This is a genomic window from Anaerobacillus sp. ABA4_114 (assembly GCF_056159065.1).
The window spans coordinates 1,670,515-1,690,189 of record NZ_JBSWUM010000001.1 but is presented as its reverse complement, the minus strand read 5'-3'; the positions used below and the strand labels follow the sequence as shown (position 1 = coordinate 1,690,189).

Here is a 19,675-nt window from a genome sequence, read left to right as displayed (position 1 = left end):
ACAGGCTGTCGAGACTTTCTCGACAGCCTGAAGGAACGGCTGAGCCGTTCCTTTTTTAATTAGATATATTGATATTTCCCTCAAGATGACATCTCTCAAAGAATGTTCCTGTAAACTCATTCCCTTTAATATCAACATCATCAGTTAGGATCTCACATAGAGCCTCAACCATTTGTTTACCGATTCCCTGGTGACGGTGAGAAGGGTTGACACTAATGTCTTTCAGTTCAACTTCGGTATCACTGATCCACTCAATACCCAATAGTCCGATGATATCCTCATCTTTCCACAGATAGAGCTGTCTTGAGTCCATATCTTCATAATCTTTGATGGACTGCTGAAGCTTCTTTATTTCTTTTTCATTTGGCATAAAGCTCAAAAGTCCCATTGCGATCTTTTCATGAGCTTTTTTATATCGAATTAACATCATTATCCCTCATTAAAGAAATTCTTGGCGTTCTGTTTATTACCATATTCAATCATACGATGAAGTGTTCATACAAGTCTTCGCACAAGCGCAAAGAGCATGATTACAGCGATCAGTACACACATACGGATCAGCCACTTCTCTTGTTTTTTACCCTTCACTTGCATGACTCCCTTGTCGGATTGTTAAACATCACCACAATCATAGCCAAAAATCTCCTATTAATCAACTTTCAAATGATTTTGATAAATTCGCCATCTCAATCGCAGCTGCAGCAGCTTCCCAACCTTTGTTACCAGCTTTCGTTCCTGCACGCTCTACAGCTTGTTCGATCGTGTTGGTAGTCAACACTCCAAAGATGACTGGCACGCCGCTCTGAAGCGTTAAATTTGAAACGCCTTTTGCAACTTCACTACAAACATAGTCGAAGTGAGGCGTTGCACCTCTGATCACCGTTCCAAGGGTGATCACAGCATCATACCGACCTGTATCGACCATCTTCTTAGCAGCAAATGGTATTTCAAATGCTCCGGGAACCCACGCTACATCGATATCATTTTCTGATATGCCGTGCCTTTTTAAGGCATCCTCAGCTCCACCAAGCAACTTGCTCGTAATAAATTCGTTAAATCTTCCTACTACAATACCTACTTTTAAACCAGATGCAACTAAATTGCCTTCATATAAATGACCCATCATTAATATCCTCCCTGTTTGGTTTATTTTTGTTTTAGAAGTGCAGCATATGTCCAAGCTTACTATGCTTTGTTTTCAAATATCGTTCGTTCTCCATCCTCGATGCCATCTGAAGTGGAACACGATCTTGGACTTCGAGACCATATCCTTTTAAGCCTGCGATTTTTCGCGGATTGTTCGTTAGTAGCTTCATGTTAGAGATCCCTAAATCACGAAGTATCTGAGCACCGATCCCATAATCTCTCAAGTCTGGTTTGAAGCCGAGCTTCTCATTGGCTTCTACGGTGTCATACCCTTCTTCTTGAAGCTTGTACGCCTTCATTTTATTGAGAAGTCCTATTCCTCTTCCCTCTTGGCGCATATAGAGTAACACGCCATGCCCTTCTTTCTCGATCTGAGAGAGCGCAGCATGTAATTGCGGACCGCAATCACAGCGAAATGAGCCGAACACGTCACCTGTTAAACATTCCGAGTGCACTCTTACTAAGGTAGCTTCATCAGGAAGAATCTCGCCTTTTACAAGTGCAACATGTTCTTTTTGGTCCAAAATATTGGAATAGCCGATCGCTCGAAATGAGCCGTATTCAGTAGGCATTTCTATCTCAACTTCTCGCTTGATGAGGTTATCTTTACGATTTCGATAGTGAATGAGATCTTTGATCGTAATCATTTTCATATCGTGTTCTTTTGATAACTTGGCTAAATCCGGCACACGTGCCATCTCACCATTCTCTTTAATGATTTCGCAAATCACCCCTGCAGGTTCTGATCCTGCTAACTTTGCAAGGTCGATCGCCGCTTCAGTATGCCCTGCACGCCTTAACACCCCGCCATCCTTTGCCACTAATGGGAAAATATGACCAGGTCGATTAAAGTCTGAAGGTTTAGATTGATCATCAATTAACGCTTTTATAGTTGCAGCTCTTTCCGATGCAGAAATACCAGTCGTTGTACTTACATGATCAACGCTTACTGTAAATGCAGTGCCATGAGAGTCTGTATTATGATCCACCATCGGATTCAGCTGTAGCTTTTTTGCCCTATCTTCTGTGATGGGTGTACAAACAAGCCCTCGTCCAACTGTAATCATAAAATTAATCGTTTCAGGTGTGACCTTATCTGCTAAAGCGATAAAATCCCCTTCGTTTTCACGGTCCTCATCATCACAAACGATTACCATTTTTCCTTGCATTAGATCATAAATCGCTTCTTCAATCGTATGAAACATACCAATCCCTCCCTCTTCCGTCTACTTAAATCCGTGATCTTTGAAGAAATCATGATTAAGCGTATTGTGTTCGTTTTTATCTTGACTTTTATTGAGGTACTTGAGTATATATTTCCCAAGCATATCGCATTCAATATTGACCGTATCGCCGACGCGCTTATTGCCTAATACGGTAGCATCTACAGTATGGGGAATAAGAGAGATCGTTAATGTATCATCCGTTAGTTTAAACACAGTTAAACTTGTCCCATCTACGGAAACAGAACCCTTTTCAACAAAATAGTTCATAAGGTCTGCAGAAAGCTTTATATCATAGTACAACGCATTATCAACTTGTTCGATCTTCACGATTTCTCCAATACCATCTACATGACCCGACACAAAGTGACCTCCGAACCTTCCGTTTGCGGCCATCGCTCGTTCTAAATTCACATCGTCGTTTGGACGAAGTTCTCTTAATCCTGTTGCACGAAACGTTTCAGGCATAATGTCTACAGAAAAGAAAGAATTTGTGAAGGTAGTAACGGTCAAACATACGCCATTTATCGATATACTGTCACCCAAATGAACGTCTTCGAGAACTTTTGAAGCGCGAATGTCCATTACGATCGACTCACCCGATTGATGTACACTTTGTACTTTACCTATTTCTTCAACGATACCTGTAAACATCACTGCACCTCCGCTTCGATATGATCTTAATGTCGTCCCCTATTTGTTCAACGCTCTCGATCGTAAGTTCCAGTGTATCTTGCATTGTGGCAATTCCATTTCCTTCAAACGATGTCGGTGCACCTGTACCACCGATCAGCTTAGGGGCTACGTACGTGATCACTTTTTGAAAAGCTCCCGCTTCCAAAAAACTACCGTTGATCGTAGGTCCACCTTCTACAAAAACAGATGTGACTCCACGATCAGCTAGCATATGCAATACATCATCAATTGAAATAGAGTCACCTTCCACTGCAAGAACAGTTACGTGCTGAGAGAACATTCTTTTTGTTTCATTTTTAGCCTTTTTAGTCGTAATAATCCAAGTTTCCACAGAGTCATCTTGTAAAACAACAGCATCAGAAGGAAGCCTTAACGTTCGATCGAGAATAACTCTTATAGCACTTATCCCTTCACCATACCTTGTTGTAAGAGAGGGATCGTCCTTCTCCACGGTTCCGACACCTACGAGTATCGCATCGTGTTGATGACGTTCTGCATGAACATCTTGCCTGGCTTCGCTTCCAGTAATCCATTTGCTTTCTCCTGTTTTAGTGGCTACTTTACCATCTAATGAAACGGCCGATTTTAGTGTCACATAAGGACGGTTCGTCTCTATGTAGTAAAAGAACACGTCATTTAGAGAGTACGCTTCTTCTTCAAGTAAGCCTACATGAACGGTTATACCAGCGTCCTTCAACCGCTCTATCCCTCTTCCTCCTACGAGAGGGTTTGGATCTTGCATTGCTACATGCACCTCTGTGATACCAGCATCTATTAATGCATTAGCACACGGTGGGGTTTTTCCATGGTGACTACAAGGTTCTAACGTCACATAAGCAGTTGCTCCCTTTGCTTTTTCGCCTGCCATTCTAAGTGCATAAACCTCAGCATGTGGCTCACCTGCTTTTAAATGGGCACCCATTCCAACTATTCTTCCATCACTGACGATAACAGCACCAACAGCTGGATTTGGAGCTGTTTGACCCACCGTATTTCTCGCGAGTTCAATCGCCATCTTCATATAATCTTTGTTATTCACATGTATCATCTCCTAACGAATCAATTGGGGTTAAGAGATAAAAAAAGCCTCCCGATTAGTAGGGAGGCTTTAAAAAGAGTATACCAAATAAGCCTTTTGAACGTACTTCTTCAAAAGGATCGGCAAACTTTTACTCCTTCTCCCATCCAGACTATACTGTCGGTCCTGGTCTTTCACCAGATCCACCGTTTACAAAAAGCAAACGGGTCACGGACTTAGTTGATTACGCAATAGAATAATCAATCATTACCGCCGGTTGGGAATCTCACCCTACCCCGAAGGAAAGTTCTATACAATTGTCAATGTTATTGCTATAAGGAAAGTGGTTAAACTCCTTACAACAACCTTAAAGTCTGAAACTTACTCTTCCCAGACTTTCACTTCTTTCATAACATCACCTTGCTTGATGCGAAGAACAGTATCCATTCCTTCCGTTACTTGACCGAATACTGTATGTACTCCATCAAGATGAGGCTGTGGTTCATGTACTAGGAAGAACTGACTACCGCCAGTGTTCTTACCAGCATGAGCCATAGAAAGGGATCCAGCTACATGTTTATGAGGATTACCTTCTGTTTCACAATCGATTGTATAGCCAGGGCCGCCCATACCAGTGCCTGTTGGGTCTCCACCTTGTGCAACGAATCCAGGAATGACACGGTGGAAGTTAACACCGTTATAGAAGCCTTCATTTGCTAGTTTTTCAAAGTTAGCTACAGTGTTTGGCGCTTCTTCTGGGAAGAATTCAATTTGAATTACTTCGCCATTTTCAAATGCGATTGAACCTTTTTTCATTAAAAATATCCTCCTGCGTAAACAATTTGCTTAAAAGCTCTTTCATTATAGCATAAGAGATGCATTTACCATATGAATTAACTTTAGGAAACTATTTTGATATAACCATTTTTTTAAAAGGTCTGTCATATTGAATTAAATCTTCATATGATTCTCTTTCAACTACAAGACTTGATTCCCCATCTTCTACAAAAACAACAGCTGGCTTTGGTAGTCGATTGTAATTATTCGCCATCGAATACCCATATGCTCCGGTGGAAAAGACAATCATCACATCTCCTGCGATCGCGCGCTGAAGCTGACAGTCCCAAATCAACATATCACCGGATTCGCAGCACTTTCCTGCGATCGAATACAGGTGATCTTTCGGTTCATTCATTCGATTTACGATCGATGCCTCATACTTTGCGTTATATAAAGCAGGACGAAGATTGTCACTCATCCCCCCATCAACAGCAAGGTAATTCCTTAGTTCCGGAACATTTTTATGAGAGCCAACGGTGTACAATGTAGACCCCGCTTCACCGACAAGAGAGCGGCCAGGTTCAATCCAAATTTCTGGCATCGACATGTTGCTATGCTCGATTTGCTTTTTTACAGCATCCGTCATGGCATCGATGTAGTTCTGAGGAGAGATCGGTTGATCTTCGTGGTTGTAACGAATACCAAACCCGCCACCTAAATTCAGCACCCGGGGCTCATACCCAAACGCTTCATTCCAGCGATGGAGGTAACTATAGATCTTGTCGATCGCCATCACAAATCCTGTCGTTTCAAATATTTGAGAGCCGATATGGCAATGAAGGCCAAGCAGGTGAATGTTACTCATTTTTAACGCTGTATCAATCGCTTGCTCTACTTGACCACTCTGTAAATCGAATCCAAACTTTGAATCTTCTTGACCCGTAAGAATATAGTCATGTGTGTGTGCTTCGATCCCAGGCGTTATTCTTAAGAGCACATTCGTTGAAACCTCTTCTTCTGCTGCTAGCTGTTCGAGTAACGAAAGCTCATAAAAGTTATCGACCACAAAGCAACCAATCCCAGCTTTTAGAGCCATCCTTATTTCACTTTCGCTTTTATTGTTACCATGAAAGTGAATCCGGTCGACTGGAAACCCTGCTTGTAAAGCCGTATATAATTCTCCTCCAGAGACAACATCAAGACTCAACCCTTCTTCTTCCGCTAGTTGAATCATCGCAATACAAGAGAATGCTTTACTCGCATACGCAACCTGATAGTTTAATTGCTTTTTCTCGAAAGCCTCTTTAAATGCTCTTGCTTTCTCTCGAATCAGTGCTACATCATAGACGTACAATGCTGTGCCGTACGTTTTCGCTAGCTGAAACGTATCGACCCCTCCGATTGTATAGTGACCGTTTTCTGAAATTTCTGCTGTGCCAAATAAGTGCACGATATTCTCCCCTCTCGCTTTATTCAGTAAGCGAGCTCCCACTACATAAAAAAAACAAACAGCCAACTTATAGATACATTGGCTGTTTTGCTCCGTATCCCCACGAGTTGGATTAGCTCACCACTGCAGTATAGATAACAGTGACAGTCTGCAGCTTATTCAACTACAGCCCAGCAGAAAAAGGATGGACCTTCTTCCACTTCGGCAATTCGACCTTTCAGATACCATCATCGCAACCCATTATATGCTCAGATATCGTACTCATTCTCATTGCGCCTCTATCCCCATTACATTCAATGAGGTCTATTCTATTAAAAATTAAATTATCACACTTTTTAAGATTCAGCAAGTGGTTCGTCCTCTTGCTTCTTTTTATTTTGAGGCTGCGTAATACTCGGTCTAAGCTTCGTCAATGGCACTGAGACTCTGATTAGAATCTGTAAGAACGCCTTTGCGTTAAATGGGACGAACGGCCACAAATACGGTGTATTGAGCGGGCGTAAACTTATTAAAAACAATATCGTCAAAGTAACGCCGATCATGTAGCCTGGGACTCGGAAGAAATAGACGAGAAACAATAATAAGAGCCGGATCAATTTGTTTGCGATTGCAAGCTCATAGCTTGGGGTCGCATAAGAACCGATTGCCGCGATCGACACATAAAGAATGACCTCTGGTACGAATAGACCAACGTCGATGGCGATTTGTCCAATTAGAACCGCTGCGATTAAGCCCATAGCTGTTGAAAGTGGCGTAGGAGTATGGATGGCGGCCATCCTCAAAGTCTCTATACCGAGTTCGGCTAGTACGATTTGAACGAATATCGGAACATTGGTTTTCTCATTCGGTCCGATGAAATCGATCGTTTTTGGAAGTAGTTCCGGTTCATATACGAATAGTAGCCATAGTGGCAAAAGAAGCAATGCAGCAAGCATACCACCAAATCGTACCCATCTAAGAAACGCTCCCGCTAGAGGTGCTTCTCTGTATTCTTCCGCATGCTGAACGTGATGAAAAAATGTCGTAGGCGTGATGATGACACTCGGTGAAGTATCTACGATGATCAGCACATGACCTTCTAATAAATGAGACGCTGCAACGTCGGGTCTTTCCGTATACCTCACCAGAGGGAATGGATTCCCTGCTTGATGCACCAAAAATTCTTCTATCGCTTTATCAGCCATCGGTAGACCATCGATATTGATCTCTTTTAACTTTTTCGTTACGATTTCGACTAGGTTAGGATTTGCCACATCCTCTATATACGTTATGCAAATATCTGTTTTAGAACGTTCTCCAACTTGCATGATCACATTCCTAAGCTTTCCATCACGTATTCTACGACGTGTTAACGCTGTATTTTCAATGATATTCTCTGTGTACCCATCTCTCGAACCGCGGATGACCTTTTCTGTATCGGGCTCTTGTGGTGTTCTGCCAGGATACTTACGAACGTCAATAATGTATGCCTGTTCTTCGCCTTCCATAAAAACAGCGATTAAGCCTGAGAGAACTTGATCTACGACTTCATCAAAGGTAGTTACTGTCGACACTTGCTGATGTGGCAAGTGATTATGAATCACTTTTTCAAACTGCGCAGTCAGACGATGATGTTCGTCTGTATACATCAATTCACGCATGATTTCTACTATGATAGATGTATCACAGAGTCCTGTACAGTAGTAAAAGTACACTTCTTTGTTTAATATTCTTATTTTCCGAACGCCTACGTCGAAACTCTTCCCAATACCAATCGACTTTTCCATGAACTTTTCATTTTCTTTTATCTTTTTAAAGATTTTTTGTTTATCCTTCGTTGTTGAACTCATCTATTCCACTCCTTTCTAGAAGAATTTGGACCGCTTTCCTCGTAATCGGTGACCCTTTTGACGGATCATCATAACCTGACATCTTACCAATATCACCGACTCCCACAACGATTGGAAGGTCCAATTTATCAAGGATAGATACCGTGTCTCCATCGATTCTCCCGATTTCCATATCAGGAAGCCCGTTTTTATCGACGCCAAAATGGGTAAGCTCCCCAAACCGGTCGATGGAAACATCCACTTTCGTCCATTCAGAAAAATGGGTTCTCGATGCCACAGCGATCGCTCCTAAAACCTCGATATTCGCATCAGAAGCTACGTACTGCATCGCAAGTTCGCCGTACCCTTCACCTTGGTAGCCACTGTCATCAAACATGACAAATACTGGGTCATGAGGGGTTTCAGAAATGAGTGATACGATTTCGTATCCAGCAAGCGGGGTAGGGTTACCAGCCGATTGACTGATACATCTTCCGCCAAGTTCTGAGGCTACTGTTTCAATAGCCTGTTGCGCATATAGATCACCGTCAGTAACAAAAATAACCCTCCGCTTTGTATTCATATCTTCACCCCTTTGGTTTAAACAGTATGGCAACGATAAAACCGAATACGATCGCTGACGAAATACCAGCTGAAGTTAATTGAAAAATCCCCATCCCAATTCCGATAAAGCCGTGTTCTTCACCTTTTTGCATGGCTCCATGGAGCAAAGAATGACCAAAGCTTGTGATCGGAACGGTTGCTCCTGCCCCCGCAAATTCGATCAGCTTATCATAAATTCCAAATCCGTCTAATATCGCACCGGAGACGACGAAGGACGACATAACGTGTGCAGGTGTTAATCTAAAAATGTCTAATAAAAGTTGACCTATCACACAGATAGCTCCTCCGACAGCAAATGCAAGGAAATATTCCATTATTGACCACTTCCTATTCTTTCAAAAACTACAGCATGTGCAATGGCTGGCATGCTTTCTTTCTGTTGAACCATCACGGGACTATGAAGGCACCCTGTTGCAACGACTAAAATCTTGTTGTAGCGCCCTTTTTTCAATAGATCCATAAGATGCCCATACGTTACAACAGCAGAACACGCACATCCACTGCCTCCTGCAAACACTTCTTCTTGATCTGGGCGATAGACCATCAATCCACAGTCATTGTGGTTATTGGTGATGTCATATCCATCTTCTAACAGCAGGTCTCTGACGATTGGTGACCCGACAGCTGATAAGTCACCAGTAGCGATCAAATCGTATTCAGTCGGCTGAATATCAAGATCTTTAAAGTGTGTAGCGATCGTATCGGCTGCAGCAGGCGCCATCGCAGATCCCATATCAAATGGGTCTTTCACCCCCCAATCCACCACTCTTCCAACTGTCGCTGCAGTAATTCTGATATCAGAAGGGTCAGTACTGATTAAAACGGCACCTGCACCTGTTACTGTCGCGGTTGCAGTTCCTGGCTTTTGGCCTCCATATTCAGTAGGGTACCGAAACTGCCTTTCAGCAGTCGCATTATGACTACTAACCCCAGCTACAGCAGATGTCGCAAAACCTCCCTCTACTAAAGAGGATGCTACTGCAAGGGATTCCATTGAGGTCGAGCATGCTCCGAATACACCTAGGAAGGGAATTTGTAGTGCCCTTGCAGAATAGGTCGCACTTACGATCTGATTTAAAAGATCTCCAGACACATAAATGTCTACATCTTCTTTAGAAAAACCTTTTTTGCTTAAACAGTTTGTAATCGAGTCTTCCAGAAGCTTTCTTTCGGCTAACTCCCAATTCTCCTCATTACAATGAAGATTGTCATAGGTCACATCGAAACATTCACCTAAAGGGCCTTCAGCCTCCTTAGGACCAACTGCTGTGCCAACAGATTGTACATATACGTTAGAGAACTTCCACGTTTGTTTTCCAATTTTCATTCGACTCTCTCCTTACTTACAACAACGCTCTGAAAATTAGCCGGACAATTCCTACCAAATAAGCTGCAACAACCCCGAAAACGATGACAGACCCAGCGAGCTTAAACATGTTCGTTGCGACCCCTAAAACGATCCCTTCACTTTTATGTTCGAGAGCAGCACTTGTGATCGAATTCGCAAAACCTGTTACAGGAACAGCTGAACCGGCACCCGCAAACTGTCCTATCTTATCGTATACACCAAAACCAGTAAGTAAAGCTGAGATAAGGATAAGCGTAGCAACCGTTGGGTTTCCTGCATTTTTTTCAGAAAAATCGAATACACTCATGTAGAAATTCTGAATCCCTTGACCAAATGCACAAATTGCGCCTCCCACCAAAAAAGCTTTTAATGAATTCCAAATATAAGGTGTTTTAGGATGATAATTCTTAATATTTTTCGAATATTGTTCCTGGTCGTGTAACGACATTTAAAACCCTCCATCTACAAAGACTGTCCAATGAAATAGTGAACCGAAGATCTTTCCTAATACGATAGCCATCAATAACAAAAGGATTTTATCGATAAATCCAATCCGTTTCGTAAGAATTGGAAGCACGTTTAGGACTTCTGTTAGAGCTGCCGCAAGCATTCCTATAAAAATCCCTGCTAGAAGCCCAACCGGCACCATGAAGATCTTAGGTAACCCTAAGATTGGATTTCTTAATGATAGCCAGCTCGCTGTAACAGCTCCAACGATGATTGCCCACTCATAGAACTTGATCAGATGCCTTGTTTTTGTTATTTGAGTTAAACGAGGGATAATCCCTAGAACAGATAAAAATGCAACTAAACCAGCTCCTACAGCAATTCCTTCAGCAAAACCGATGATCATTACCAAAATGATCTGCGCATTCATCATTCGTTCTTTCCATTGTCTTCATTTTCATGAACGATGACATATCGATCGAGGTCTTGTTGATAATTGAACATCTCTACTTCAAGTGGACTAGGTTCTTCATTAAATCTTTTCTTAAACAAGTGGTTAAAGAATAGGATCATTCCAATCCCAAGTCCGAATGAATACGGAATCTGGAGGAGAAGAGGTTTAGGATTATCAATCCCAGTAACGATTTTGTAAATTTGTTGGTGTACTTCACGCATACTTACGTCTTCATGAAAGTTCATAATTGCTAGTGCAGCCCCAATAAATAGGAGAAGCCAAATGAAGACAAAATAGACAGGTGCTAATTTTTTCTTTGAGATTTGCACTTCGATAATGGTTTGTGTCGGTCCGATAATTTGCACTTCAAGAGAGTTTGTACGTTGAATCGCTCTTATCACTTTCATCACATCGATTACAACGAGATTCTTATCTTCTTTCCTAATGCGATGAATGATGGTGGTCTCAAGTTTTCTACATATCTCGTCTTCTCCAATCAGCTGAGCGATATCACCGATCGTCAGATGTGCTCCGGGCCTCACTCTAATCTTTTGTTTCAATCGAAGGTAAATCATATCAGCTGTCACAGCTCTCCACCTCCTTATTCGAGAGGTACCTTATATAGGTAATAGTATGTTTCTGGTATATCGCTCTCATTCGAACTGCACCCATGTTCCATTAATTCCCTCGTAGAAAAACATGGTTCAAATTAAGAAAATATCCAACAAAAAAACAGCTGAACTATTTGTTCAGCTGCCAGCCTTTCGAGAAACCTATGTCATTATTCAGTGCTCCCAATACCGTAGTCGATGACGATCACATGCTTTCCGCGGACGAACGTCCAAGCCCGAGGTGAAAACCACACCCCGGTCTCGGCCGCCCGTACGACCGCAGGAGTCCGTGATCGTCTCTCCTACTTGATGAGAATTTATCCAAAAAGAACGTTCCGTCCCAAGGTTTAACAGACAGATATTTCACTATCCATCAACATAGACAAGAATGGAAACGATCAACTTCATAACTTCATCTAAACACCGAAACTTTCTCTACACTCTAACAGCTGAACTATTTGTTCAGCTGCTCTTTTATTTCCTTTAATATTTTCTTTTCAAGCCTTGAAACCTGTACTTGGGAAATCCCTAACCGTTCAGCTACTTCTGATTGTGTTTGATCTTTGTAATACCTCAGATATACGATTAACCTTTCCCTTGAATCTAACTGCTGTAGAGCATCTTGTAAGGCAATCTTATCGAACCACGATGTATCTGAATGATCTGCAATTTGATCCAATAGCGTAATTGGATCACCGTCATTTTCGTAAACCGTTTCATGGATCGAACTCGGTGCCCGAACAGCTTCCTGAGCCATTACCACTTCTTCTGGAGTGACGTCGATAAGCTCAGCAATTTCATTGATCGTTGGTGTTCGACCTAACGTTTTTGACAACTCATCTCTTGCTTTACGCACTTTGTTTCCTGTTTCTTTAAGAGATCTGCTAACCTTTACCGTACCGTCATCTCGAATAAAGCGCTGGATTTCTCCGATAATCATTGGGACAGCGTAAGTGGAGAATTTAACATCATAACTTAAATCGAACTTGTCAACGGATTTTAACAGACCAATACACCCTATTTGGAATAAATCGTCGGCTTCATAGCCTCTATTAAGAAAGCGTTGTACCACAGACCAAACCAGTCTCATGTTTTTTTGTACAATTTGATCTCTTGCCTGCTGATCGCCATTTTGGCTCTGTTTGATTAATTCCTTGACTTCTTCATGCTTAAGCTGAGTATGTTTACCTTTTTTTACCTCCACGTCCATACGCAGGTCCCCTTAATTACATAACGCTTTATTTTTTGATAGGTACTTTACAACATGAATCGAAGTACCCTGGTTCTTAGCAGATTCAACCTTTACTTCATCCATAAAGTTCTCCATGATTGTAAAGCCCATCCCAGATCTTTCTAATTCTGGCTTCGTAGTAAACAGAGGTTGTCTAGCTTCATCCAAATCATCGATTCCGATTCCATTATCGCGAATAGTAAGGTGAACCGTATCATCATTGAGCTCAACAGATATATAGACTTTTCCATCTCCATTCTGTTCATACCCATGAATGATTGCATTTGTCACTGCTTCAGAGACAACTGTTTTAATTTCGGTTAGCTCATCGACTGTTGGGTCTAATTGAGCTATAAATGCTGCAACTGTAACTCGAGCAAAGGATTCATTCTGACTGAGAGCTGAAAATTCAATATCCATACGATTTCTCATTAAGCCACCCCCAGTGTCGCAAGAGCATGTTGCTCATCATCTTCGAGTCTCACGATCTTAAATAGACCTGACATCTCAAAAAGGCGTTTCACAGCAGGAGATATCGAGCATACAACCATCTCTCCACCAAAGCTTTTCACCTTGTTGTACCGGCCAAGAATCACACCAAGCCCAGAGCTATCCATAAATGACAGACCTTCCAAACTTAGAACGATATGCTCGATTTTTCTCTCCTCAAGAAGTTGATCGACTCTCTCCCGTAACTCTTCAGCGGTATGATGATCTAGTTCGCCTTCTAAACGTATTAATAAAACTGGATGCTTAACTTCAAGGTTAATCGTAAGACTCACAACGCACTCCTCCTCATGGTTTGCTTGTGAGTTTTTTCTCTGTTTATTACCTTAATTCCTTCTTCGTGACAAAACTAGTGATTGTTCGATGAAAGGGTTGCTTACTTGACACCATCTGACGCTTTGGCGAATTGCCCTACCGTCCTCTTCATCAACTGCCACCATGATGCTTGATCGATCGATTGTGATGACAATACAGGCGACGTTGCTGTTACTTTGCCATCTACCTTAACAGTAAGAACACCTACAGGATCACCCTCTTTAATCGGGGTCTGAAGGTTTTCATTCATTTTGATCGAGGTCGTTATCTTCTCGTCTTTACTGCCTTTTTTCATGAGCACAGATACTTGCTCAGAAGTTACAACTTCCATCGTTGCTCGGTCACCTTTGTTAATTTCGACTTCTTTCACAACGTGATTTCTATCGAATAATTTGTTTGTCGTATATTGAGAGAAAGCATAATCGAATAGCTTCGTTACCTCAGCATTCCGCTTTTTGGGTGATGGTGCGCCCATTACAACAGCGACTACTCTCATATCATCGCGTTTCGCAGTAGCGGTTAGACAATATTTTGCTTCATTCGTAAAACCAGTCTTAAGCCCGTCTACACCTTGGTAAAATTTCACTAATTTATTCGTATTCACTAACCAGAATTTTTTATCAGTATCTTCTCTTAAGTAATCTTCGTACTTTCCTGTGTATTTCGTAATCAAATCATATTTTAATAATTCTCTCGCCATCATAGCCATATCATGTGAAGTTGAATAGTGATCCTTCGCTGGAAGGCCTGTAGGATTCACGAAGTTCGTATCTTTTAGACCCATTTCTTTTGCTTTATCATTCATCATTTGAACAAAAGCTTCTTCTGAACCAGCAATCGCCTCTGCCATCGCAACCGATGCATCATTACCTGAAGCAATCGCGATGCCCTTCAGCATATCGTCGGCCGTCATCTCTTCCCCTGCTTCAAGGAAGATTTGAGATCCCCCCATAGATGCTGCGTATTCACTCGTGCGGATTTTGTCATCAAGCTTCACTTTTCCACTTTCGATCGCTTCCATAATCAAAACCATCGTCATGATCTTTGTCATACTTGCTGGAGGAAGCTTTTTATCACTGTCTTTTTCATATAAAACTGCCCCTGTATCTCGTTCAATGAGTATTGCAGACGATGATTCTTCCACAATATCTGATTTTATTTCATTAGCGCTTGCAAATGTTGGAACGAATGTTGCTACTACGAGTAGCATGGCGAGTAAAGCTGCCGAAACTTTCATCTGGATCCCTCCATTCTTAGTAATAGAAGGATGCCCATCTTATTGGTAAAGTATACCTTTCATTCATTACGATAGAACGAGGGCGGATACCAATAAAAAAAGCCCCCAAAATGGGGGCTTTCGTTTATATTTAGTTGATCACATCATAAATAAGCTTGTGTTTACCTGGAGATGCCTCAGAAAGTGTGTATGCTTCATTGATCTTTTTGATTGAATCTTGTGGATTCTCATCATCACTATGAAGTGTAACCAATGCTTCACCTTTCTTCACTGCATCGCCGACTTTTTTGTTTAACGTGATCCCTACACCGTGATTGATCTGATCATCTTTCGTTGCTCTACCCGCTCCAAGGTACATAGCAGCAACACCGACTGATTCTGCATCGATCGCAGTTACGTAACCGTCTTGTTCAGCAGTTACTTCAATATGATACTTCGATTGCGGAAGTTTAGAAAGATCGTCGATCACGCTTACGTCTCCACCTTGAGCAGAAACAAGAGAACGGAACGCTTCAAACGCTTTACCGTTTTCAAGGTTTTCTTCTAGCGTTTTATATGCGGAATCAAAGTCATTAAATACTCCTGCAAGAACAGTCATATGTGAAGCTAATTCTAAAGATAAGAGACGAAGGTCTTCTACTTTTTTACCTTGAAGAACTTCACAAGCTTCACGTACTTCGTTCGCATTTCCAACTTCAAACCCTAGAGGTTGGTTCATGTCACTGATGACTGCAACAGTGTTACGTCCAAGATTATTTCCGATGTTCACCATTTCTCTTGCTAGAGCTTTAGAATCTTCTAATTCTTTCATGAAAGCTCCAGTTCCCGTCTTAACATCAAGAACAATGCTGTCAGCACCAGACGCTAATTTCTTACTCATGATTGAGCCTGCAATCAAAGGAATGGAGTCAACAGTAGCCGTAACATCTCTAAGAGCATATAGCTTCTTATCAGCTGGAGCTAGATTTCCTGTTTGACCAGCCACTGCAAGCTTGTGTGTGTTTACATTGTTGATAAACTTCTCTTTCGTCATTTCAATGTTAAAGCCTTCGATGGATTCAAGCTTGTCTAGAGTACCACCCGTATGTCCTAGTCCACGACCAGACATTTTTGCAACAGGAACTCCAACAGAAGCAACAAGAGGTCCAACAATAAATGTTGTTTTATCTCCTACTCCACCTGTAGAATGCTTATCTACTTTGTGTCCTTCGATAGCAGAAAGATCGATCGTTTCACCTGAATCAACCATCGCTTGCGTTAACATTGCTGTTTCGTTTGATTCCATGCCGTTGAAATAAACAGCCATCATAAGTGCAGAAGCTTGATAGTCCGGAATATCACCTGCTGTGTAGCCATTAATAAAAAATTCGATTTCTTCTTTAGTTAACGTTTTACCGTTACGTTTCTTTTGAATAACATCAACCATTCTCATGTGATGAATCTCCCTTCCTACGCCATCTTCTCTACAATATTTTTAACTAGAAGCAAGAAGTTTGCTTTTACTTTTTCAGTTGTTTCGATTACCTCACCATGGTGAAGTGGCTGATCAAGGATTCCTGCAGCCATGTTTGAGATACAAGATATTCCTAGTACTTCCATTCCAGCGTGTCTTGCAACGATTACTTCAGGAACCGTTGACATGCCGACTGCATCTCCACCAACTGTACGTAGCATACGTACTTCTGCTGGTGTTTCATATGTTGGACCCGTGTTCCCTACATACACACCAGACTGAAGCTTCATGCCAAGTTCTGTTGCAGTATCATGAGCAAGCTTTTGTAAGTCTTGGCTATATGCCGTAGACATATCAGGGAAGCGCGGACCAAACTCTTCGCTATTCGGGCCGATTAACGGGTTTGCGCCAAAGTTATTGATGTGATCTGAGATCACCATCAAATCACCAGGTTCAAACTCCTCATTAACGCCTCCGGCAGCGTTTGTTACGATGATTTTTTCGATGCCTAGCTCTTTCATTACTCGTACCGGGAACGTTACCTTATCCATTTCATACCCTTCATAGTAATGAAAGCGACCTTGCATCGCTGCTACGTTCTTGCCGTTAAGCGTTCCAAATACGAATTGACCTGCATGTCCTGAAACTGTTGAGACAGGAAAGTTAGGAATATCGCTATATGCGATTTTCACAGGGTTTTCGATTTCTTCTGCTAGTACACCAAGACCAGATCCTAAGATGAGACCTATTTCAGGCTTCACTTCTCCAGCGTTTTCTGTAATGTATGATGCTGCATCTTGAATTTCTTGTTTGATTACTGTCATTATTTATTCCTCCTCTTGTCCTTAAAGCTTCTCAAGAAAGCTTGTTCCATACTTAGGCAAGTTTACCTCAAAATTATCCGCTACAGTAGCACCAATATCTGCAAATGTTTTGCGGATTCCAAGGTCTTCACCTTTTTCAATTCCTTTATGATAAGCAAGCAACGGCACATACTCACGAGTGTGATCCGTTCCATGATGTACTGGGTCGTTACCATGGTCTGCAGTAATTAGGAGGAGATCATCCTCTTGCATACCTTCTAAGAATTCACTCAGACGTGCATCGTATTCCTCAAGAGCTTCTCCGTACCCTTGTGGATCTCTTCTGTGTCCAAAGAGTGCGTCGAAATCAACAAGATTCAGGAAGCTCAACCCTTCAAATTCCATTTTTTGGGTATCGATAAGCTTGTCCATACCATCCATGTTTGATTTCGTTCTTAGAGATTTTGTGACACCTTCTTCATCATAGATGTCGGAAATTTTCCCGATAGCGATGACATCTTTTCCATTATCCTGAAGCTCGTTCATCACGGTATGGCCGAATGGTTTTAAAGCGTAGTCGTGACGATTGGAAGTTCGTTTGAATTCGCCTTCTTTACCAACAAATGGTCGAGCGATAACTCTTCCTACCATGTACTCTTCTGCTTTCGTCATCTCTCTTGCGATTTCACAAATATGATATAGCTCATCGAGTGGTACTACTTCTTCATGAGCTGCAATTTGCAGTACGGAATCTGCAGATGTATAGACGATCAAAGCACCTGTTTCCACATGTTCTTGACCGAGCTCTTTAATGATCTCTGTTCCAGAAGCTGGCTTGTTACCGATGATTTTTCGACCTGTTCTTTCTTCTAATTCATTCAATAGCTTATCAGGAAATCCATCAGGGAATGTACGGAAAGGCTGTTCGATATGAAGGCCCATTATTTCCCAATGGCCAGTCATCGTATCTTTCCCATTTGATGCTTCCTGCATTTTTGTGAAGTGCGCCATCGGTTTCTCCACTTTGGAAATGCCTTTGACTTCTCTAATGTTACCGAGACCTAACTTTTCCATGTTTGGCATCTTTAGTCCACCCATGTGTTCAGCAATATGTCCAAGCGTATCTGCACCTTTATCATTAAATTGCTCAGCATCAGGAGCTTCACCGATACCAACAGAGTCCATTACTACTAAAAATACTCGTTTAAATTTATTTGACATTCCTAGTCCTCCTTGTATGAATAACACTCATATTTTACTATTCCCTTCAGAAAATATAAAAACACACTTATGTACAATCGGTCCAATAAAACAAAAAAGAAACCTGGTCAACGACCAGATTGATCTCTGGAAAAGCGAATTAAGCTCTTGGGTGGTATGTTGAGTAAATATCTTTCAACCTGGCCTTCGTTACATGTGTGTATATCTGTGTTGTCGAAATATCAGCATGACCTAACAATTCCTGAACCGCTCTTAAATCTGCTCCGTTTTCAAGTAGATGTGTAGCGAAAGAATGCCTTAGTGTATGCGGAGTAAGAGGCTTTACAATATTCGAATGCAGCGCAAGCTTTTTGAGGATTTTCCAGAATCCTTGCCTAGAAAGTCTCTCACCATGATGATTGAGGAAAAGCGCATCTGATTTTTTTCGTTTTAATAGCGCACTTCTTCCCTCATCTAAATAGAGCTGCAATGCATCACGTGCCATCTTACCTAAAGGAACGATCCTCTCCTTATTGCCTTTGCCTATCGTGCGTATAAATCCCATCGTTAAGTGGATATCCTCCAAGTTTAAATCCACTAACTCAGAAACACGAAGTCCTGTAGCGTAGAGTACTTCAAGCATCGCACGGTCCCGTTTACCGAACGGAGTTGAATGATCAGGTGCTTCAAGCAGCTGTTCGACTTCTGATGTAGAAAGGATTTTCGGTAATTTTCTTTCAGCTTTCGGCGTTTCAATATGTACGGAAGGATCTTGATCGGTCTCTTTTTCTCTTAAGAGAAATTGATGAAAGGATCGTATCGAAGCAATGTTACGCGCTATGGTCGTTGAGGCTCTACCGTTATCCTTTAATTCGTATAAGTAATTGACGATGTGCACACGCCTTACATCCTGCAATGAAGTAAGTGATTCTTGTTCTGTTAAGTGCTTTGTATATTGAGCCAGATCTCGCCTATAAGCATCGAGAGTATTTTTTGATAGGCTCCGCTCAACGATTAAATAATGTAAAAAATCCTGTACCTGGTCCTCCATAAGCGAAAACTCCCTTATTCACCAGTTTGGAAAAACAAACCGAGCCTCTCAAGGAAAATCTGCTGAGGTACTGACTCCATCTGCACCACTTTGACTGCCTTTCCCTCTGGCTCATCATACCGGTGGTAATTTTGATACTCTTGATTTACCCAGAGAATTCCAAAGTAAAACAGCAGCGTGCAGCCTGTGAATAACAAGAATACCTTCATAGTATCTAAAACAAGCAATAGACCCCTAACCATCATATGCACCTCCATCTCTAGTAAAAGATAT

23 protein-coding genes and 2 riboswitches are annotated in these 19,675 nt (G+C 41.7%); all 23 genes read right to left on the bottom strand.

The features are described 5' to 3' along the window. Nucleotides 1-55: 55 nt before the first annotated feature. Entirely contained in the window at nt 56-427 is a 372-nt protein-coding gene (locus tag ACXAEY_RS08475; RefSeq protein ID WP_270180575.1) for a GNAT family N-acetyltransferase, read from the bottom strand. Nucleotides 428-652: 225 nt separating this feature from the next. Continuing rightward, entirely contained in the window at nt 653-1,123 is a 471-nt protein-coding gene (gene ribH, locus ACXAEY_RS08470) for a 6,7-dimethyl-8-ribityllumazine synthase (RefSeq protein ID WP_270180576.1), read from the bottom strand. Nucleotides 1,124-1,157: 34 nt separating this feature from the next. Next, nucleotides 1,158-2,351 carry a bifunctional 3,4-dihydroxy-2-butanone-4-phosphate synthase/GTP cyclohydrolase II gene (locus tag ACXAEY_RS08465; protein WP_270179114.1) on the bottom strand — a complete coding sequence of 398 codons (1,194 nt, stop codon included), beginning with the start codon at nt 2,349-2,351 and terminating at the stop codon, nt 1,158-1,160. Between the two features lie 21 nt (nt 2,352-2,372). Further along, the gene (ribE, locus tag ACXAEY_RS08460; RefSeq protein ID WP_474811332.1) at nt 2,373-3,023 is read right to left on the bottom strand and encodes a riboflavin synthase; all 651 of its coding nucleotides are present in this window, start codon (nt 3,021-3,023) and stop codon (nt 2,373-2,375) included. Further along, entirely contained in the window at nt 3,004-4,104 is a 1,101-nt protein-coding gene (gene ribD, locus ACXAEY_RS08455; protein WP_474811330.1) for a bifunctional diaminohydroxyphosphoribosylaminopyrimidine deaminase/5-amino-6-(5-phosphoribosylamino)uracil reductase RibD, read from the bottom strand. The genes ribE and ribD overlap by 20 nt, the downstream gene beginning before the upstream one ends. Nucleotides 4,105-4,234: 130 nt before the next feature. Further along, nucleotides 4,235-4,391, bottom strand: a riboswitch (FMN riboswitch). Between the two features lie 73 nt (nt 4,392-4,464). Continuing rightward, the gene (locus ACXAEY_RS08450; RefSeq protein ID WP_270179117.1) at nt 4,465-4,899 is read right to left on the bottom strand and encodes a peptidylprolyl isomerase; all 435 of its coding nucleotides are present in this window, start codon (nt 4,897-4,899) and stop codon (nt 4,465-4,467) included. A 91-nt stretch (nt 4,900-4,990) separates the two neighbouring features. Further along, on the bottom strand, nt 4,991-6,313 hold the full coding sequence (gene lysA, locus ACXAEY_RS08445; RefSeq protein ID WP_474811327.1) for a diaminopimelate decarboxylase: 1,323 nt from the start codon (nt 6,311-6,313) through the stop codon (nt 4,991-4,993). Between the two features lie 105 nt (nt 6,314-6,418). Then, nucleotides 6,419-6,602, bottom strand: a riboswitch (Lysine riboswitch). Nucleotides 6,603-6,648: 46 nt separating this feature from the next. Further along, a complete protein-coding gene (locus ACXAEY_RS08440) occupies nt 6,649-8,142 on the bottom strand; it encodes a spore germination protein (protein ID WP_474811325.1) in 1,494 nt (497 codons plus the stop codon). Then, nucleotides 8,120-8,704, bottom strand: coding sequence for a stage V sporulation protein SpoVABEA (gene spoVAEA / locus ACXAEY_RS08435; RefSeq protein WP_270179120.1), 585 nt, complete (start codon nt 8,702-8,704; stop codon nt 8,120-8,122). Before spoVAEA ends, ACXAEY_RS08440 begins: the two co-directional genes overlap by 23 nt. A 4-nt stretch (nt 8,705-8,708) precedes the next feature. Continuing rightward, nucleotides 8,709-9,059: a stage V sporulation protein AE gene (gene spoVAE / locus ACXAEY_RS08430; RefSeq protein ID WP_474811323.1), complete on the bottom strand. Its 351-nt coding sequence runs from the start codon at nt 9,057-9,059 to the stop codon at nt 8,709-8,711. Further along, nucleotides 9,059-10,072 (bottom strand): stage V sporulation protein AD, encoded by a 1,014-nt coding sequence (gene spoVAD / locus ACXAEY_RS08425; protein ID WP_474811321.1) that lies wholly within the window; start codon nt 10,070-10,072, stop codon nt 9,059-9,061. Before spoVAD ends, spoVAE begins: the two co-directional genes overlap by 1 nt. Nucleotides 10,073-10,088: 16 nt before the next feature. After that, nucleotides 10,089-10,541 carry a stage V sporulation protein AC gene (gene spoVAC, locus ACXAEY_RS08420; RefSeq protein WP_474811320.1) on the bottom strand — a complete coding sequence of 151 codons (453 nt, stop codon included), beginning with the start codon at nt 10,539-10,541 and terminating at the stop codon, nt 10,089-10,091. Next, nucleotides 10,542-10,973 (bottom strand): stage V sporulation protein AB, encoded by a 432-nt coding sequence (locus ACXAEY_RS08415; RefSeq protein WP_474811318.1) that lies wholly within the window; start codon nt 10,971-10,973, stop codon nt 10,542-10,544. After that, nucleotides 10,970-11,569 (bottom strand): stage V sporulation protein AA, encoded by a 600-nt coding sequence (locus ACXAEY_RS08410; protein ID WP_270180578.1) that lies wholly within the window; start codon nt 11,567-11,569, stop codon nt 10,970-10,972. Before ACXAEY_RS08410 ends, ACXAEY_RS08415 begins: the two co-directional genes overlap by 4 nt. Before the next feature lie 490 nt (nt 11,570-12,059). Next, on the bottom strand, nt 12,060-12,815 hold the full coding sequence (gene sigF / locus ACXAEY_RS08405; protein WP_270179124.1) for an RNA polymerase sporulation sigma factor SigF: 756 nt from the start codon (nt 12,813-12,815) through the stop codon (nt 12,060-12,062). A 12-nt stretch (nt 12,816-12,827) separates the two neighbouring features. Continuing rightward, nucleotides 12,828-13,268 carry an anti-sigma F factor gene (gene spoIIAB / locus ACXAEY_RS08400; protein ID WP_270179125.1) on the bottom strand — a complete coding sequence of 147 codons (441 nt, stop codon included), beginning with the start codon at nt 13,266-13,268 and terminating at the stop codon, nt 12,828-12,830. Continuing rightward, nucleotides 13,268-13,618 (bottom strand): anti-sigma F factor antagonist, encoded by a 351-nt coding sequence (spoIIAA, locus tag ACXAEY_RS08395; protein WP_270179126.1) that lies wholly within the window; start codon nt 13,616-13,618, stop codon nt 13,268-13,270. The genes spoIIAB and spoIIAA overlap by 1 nt, the downstream gene beginning before the upstream one ends. Nucleotides 13,619-13,719: 101 nt before the next feature. Further along, a complete protein-coding gene (locus ACXAEY_RS08390) occupies nt 13,720-14,895 on the bottom strand; it encodes a D-alanyl-D-alanine carboxypeptidase family protein (RefSeq protein WP_474811314.1) in 1,176 nt (391 codons plus the stop codon). A gap of 130 nt (nt 14,896-15,025) precedes the next feature. Continuing rightward, nucleotides 15,026-16,327 (bottom strand): pyrimidine-nucleoside phosphorylase, encoded by a 1,302-nt coding sequence (locus ACXAEY_RS08385; protein ID WP_474811312.1) that lies wholly within the window; start codon nt 16,325-16,327, stop codon nt 15,026-15,028. A gap of 17 nt (nt 16,328-16,344) precedes the next feature. Next, the gene (locus ACXAEY_RS08380; protein ID WP_474811310.1) at nt 16,345-17,172 is read right to left on the bottom strand and encodes a purine-nucleoside phosphorylase; all 828 of its coding nucleotides are present in this window, start codon (nt 17,170-17,172) and stop codon (nt 16,345-16,347) included. A gap of 21 nt (nt 17,173-17,193) precedes the next feature. Next, a complete protein-coding gene (gene deoB / locus ACXAEY_RS08375; RefSeq protein WP_474811308.1) occupies nt 17,194-18,372 on the bottom strand; it encodes a phosphopentomutase in 1,179 nt (392 codons plus the stop codon). Between the two features lie 139 nt (nt 18,373-18,511). After that, entirely contained in the window at nt 18,512-19,402 is an 891-nt protein-coding gene (gene xerD, locus ACXAEY_RS08370) for a site-specific tyrosine recombinase XerD (RefSeq protein WP_474811306.1), read from the bottom strand. Between the two features lie 14 nt (nt 19,403-19,416). After that, nucleotides 19,417-19,644, bottom strand: a complete 228-nt coding sequence (locus ACXAEY_RS08365) for a YqzK family protein (protein WP_270180579.1) — start codon at nt 19,642-19,644, stop codon at nt 19,417-19,419. Nucleotides 19,645-19,675: the final 31 nt, after the last annotated feature.

Coding starts and splice junctions, on each gene's coding strand:
- xerD (WP_474811306.1), bottom strand. CDS start 19,402: ATGGAGGACCAGGTACAGGATTTTTTACATTATTTAATCGTTGAGCGG.
- spoVAC (WP_474811320.1), bottom strand. CDS start 10,541: ATGTCGTTACACGACCAGGAACAATATTCGAAAAATATTAAGAATTAT.
- spoIIAB (WP_270179125.1), bottom strand. CDS start 13,268: ATGAGAAATCGTATGGATATTGAATTTTCAGCTCTCAGTCAGAATGAA.
- ACXAEY_RS08390 (WP_474811314.1), bottom strand. CDS start 14,895: ATGAAAGTTTCGGCAGCTTTACTCGCCATGCTACTCGTAGTAGCAACA.
- spoVAEA (WP_270179120.1), bottom strand. CDS start 8,704: ATGAATACAAAGCGGAGGGTTATTTTTGTTACTGACGGTGATCTATAT.
- ACXAEY_RS08415 (WP_474811318.1), bottom strand. CDS start 10,973: ATGATGAATGCGCAGATCATTTTGGTAATGATCATCGGTTTTGCTGAA.
- ACXAEY_RS08380 (WP_474811310.1), bottom strand. CDS start 17,172: ATGACAGTAATCAAACAAGAAATTCAAGATGCAGCATCATACATTACA.
- ACXAEY_RS08450 (WP_270179117.1), bottom strand. CDS start 4,899: ATGAAAAAAGGTTCAATCGCATTTGAAAATGGCGAAGTAATTCAAATT.
- sigF (WP_270179124.1), bottom strand. CDS start 12,815: ATGGACGTGGAGGTAAAAAAAGGTAAACATACTCAGCTTAAGCATGAA.
- ACXAEY_RS08365 (WP_270180579.1), bottom strand. CDS start 19,644: ATGGTTAGGGGTCTATTGCTTGTTTTAGATACTATGAAGGTATTCTTG.
- ribE (WP_474811332.1), bottom strand. CDS start 3,023: ATGTTTACAGGTATCGTTGAAGAAATAGGTAAAGTACAAAGTGTACAT.
- ACXAEY_RS08410 (WP_270180578.1), bottom strand. CDS start 11,569: ATGATTTACCTTCGATTGAAACAAAAGATTAGAGTGAGGCCCGGAGCA.
- ribH (WP_270180576.1), bottom strand. CDS start 1,123: ATGGGTCATTTATATGAAGGCAATTTAGTTGCATCTGGTTTAAAAGTA.
- ACXAEY_RS08465 (WP_270179114.1), bottom strand. CDS start 2,351: ATGTTTCATACGATTGAAGAAGCGATTTATGATCTAATGCAAGGAAAA.
- ACXAEY_RS08440 (WP_474811325.1), bottom strand. CDS start 8,142: ATGAGTTCAACAACGAAGGATAAACAAAAAATCTTTAAAAAGATAAAA.
- ACXAEY_RS08475 (WP_270180575.1), bottom strand. CDS start 427: ATGTTAATTCGATATAAAAAAGCTCATGAAAAGATCGCAATGGGACTT.
- deoB (WP_474811308.1), bottom strand. CDS start 18,372: ATGTCAAATAAATTTAAACGAGTATTTTTAGTAGTAATGGACTCTGTT.
- spoVAD (WP_474811321.1), bottom strand. CDS start 10,072: ATGAAAATTGGAAAACAAACGTGGAAGTTCTCTAACGTATATGTACAA.
- ACXAEY_RS08385 (WP_474811312.1), bottom strand. CDS start 16,327: ATGAGAATGGTTGATGTTATTCAAAAGAAACGTAACGGTAAAACGTTA.
- spoVAE (WP_474811323.1), bottom strand. CDS start 9,059: ATGGAATATTTCCTTGCATTTGCTGTCGGAGGAGCTATCTGTGTGATA.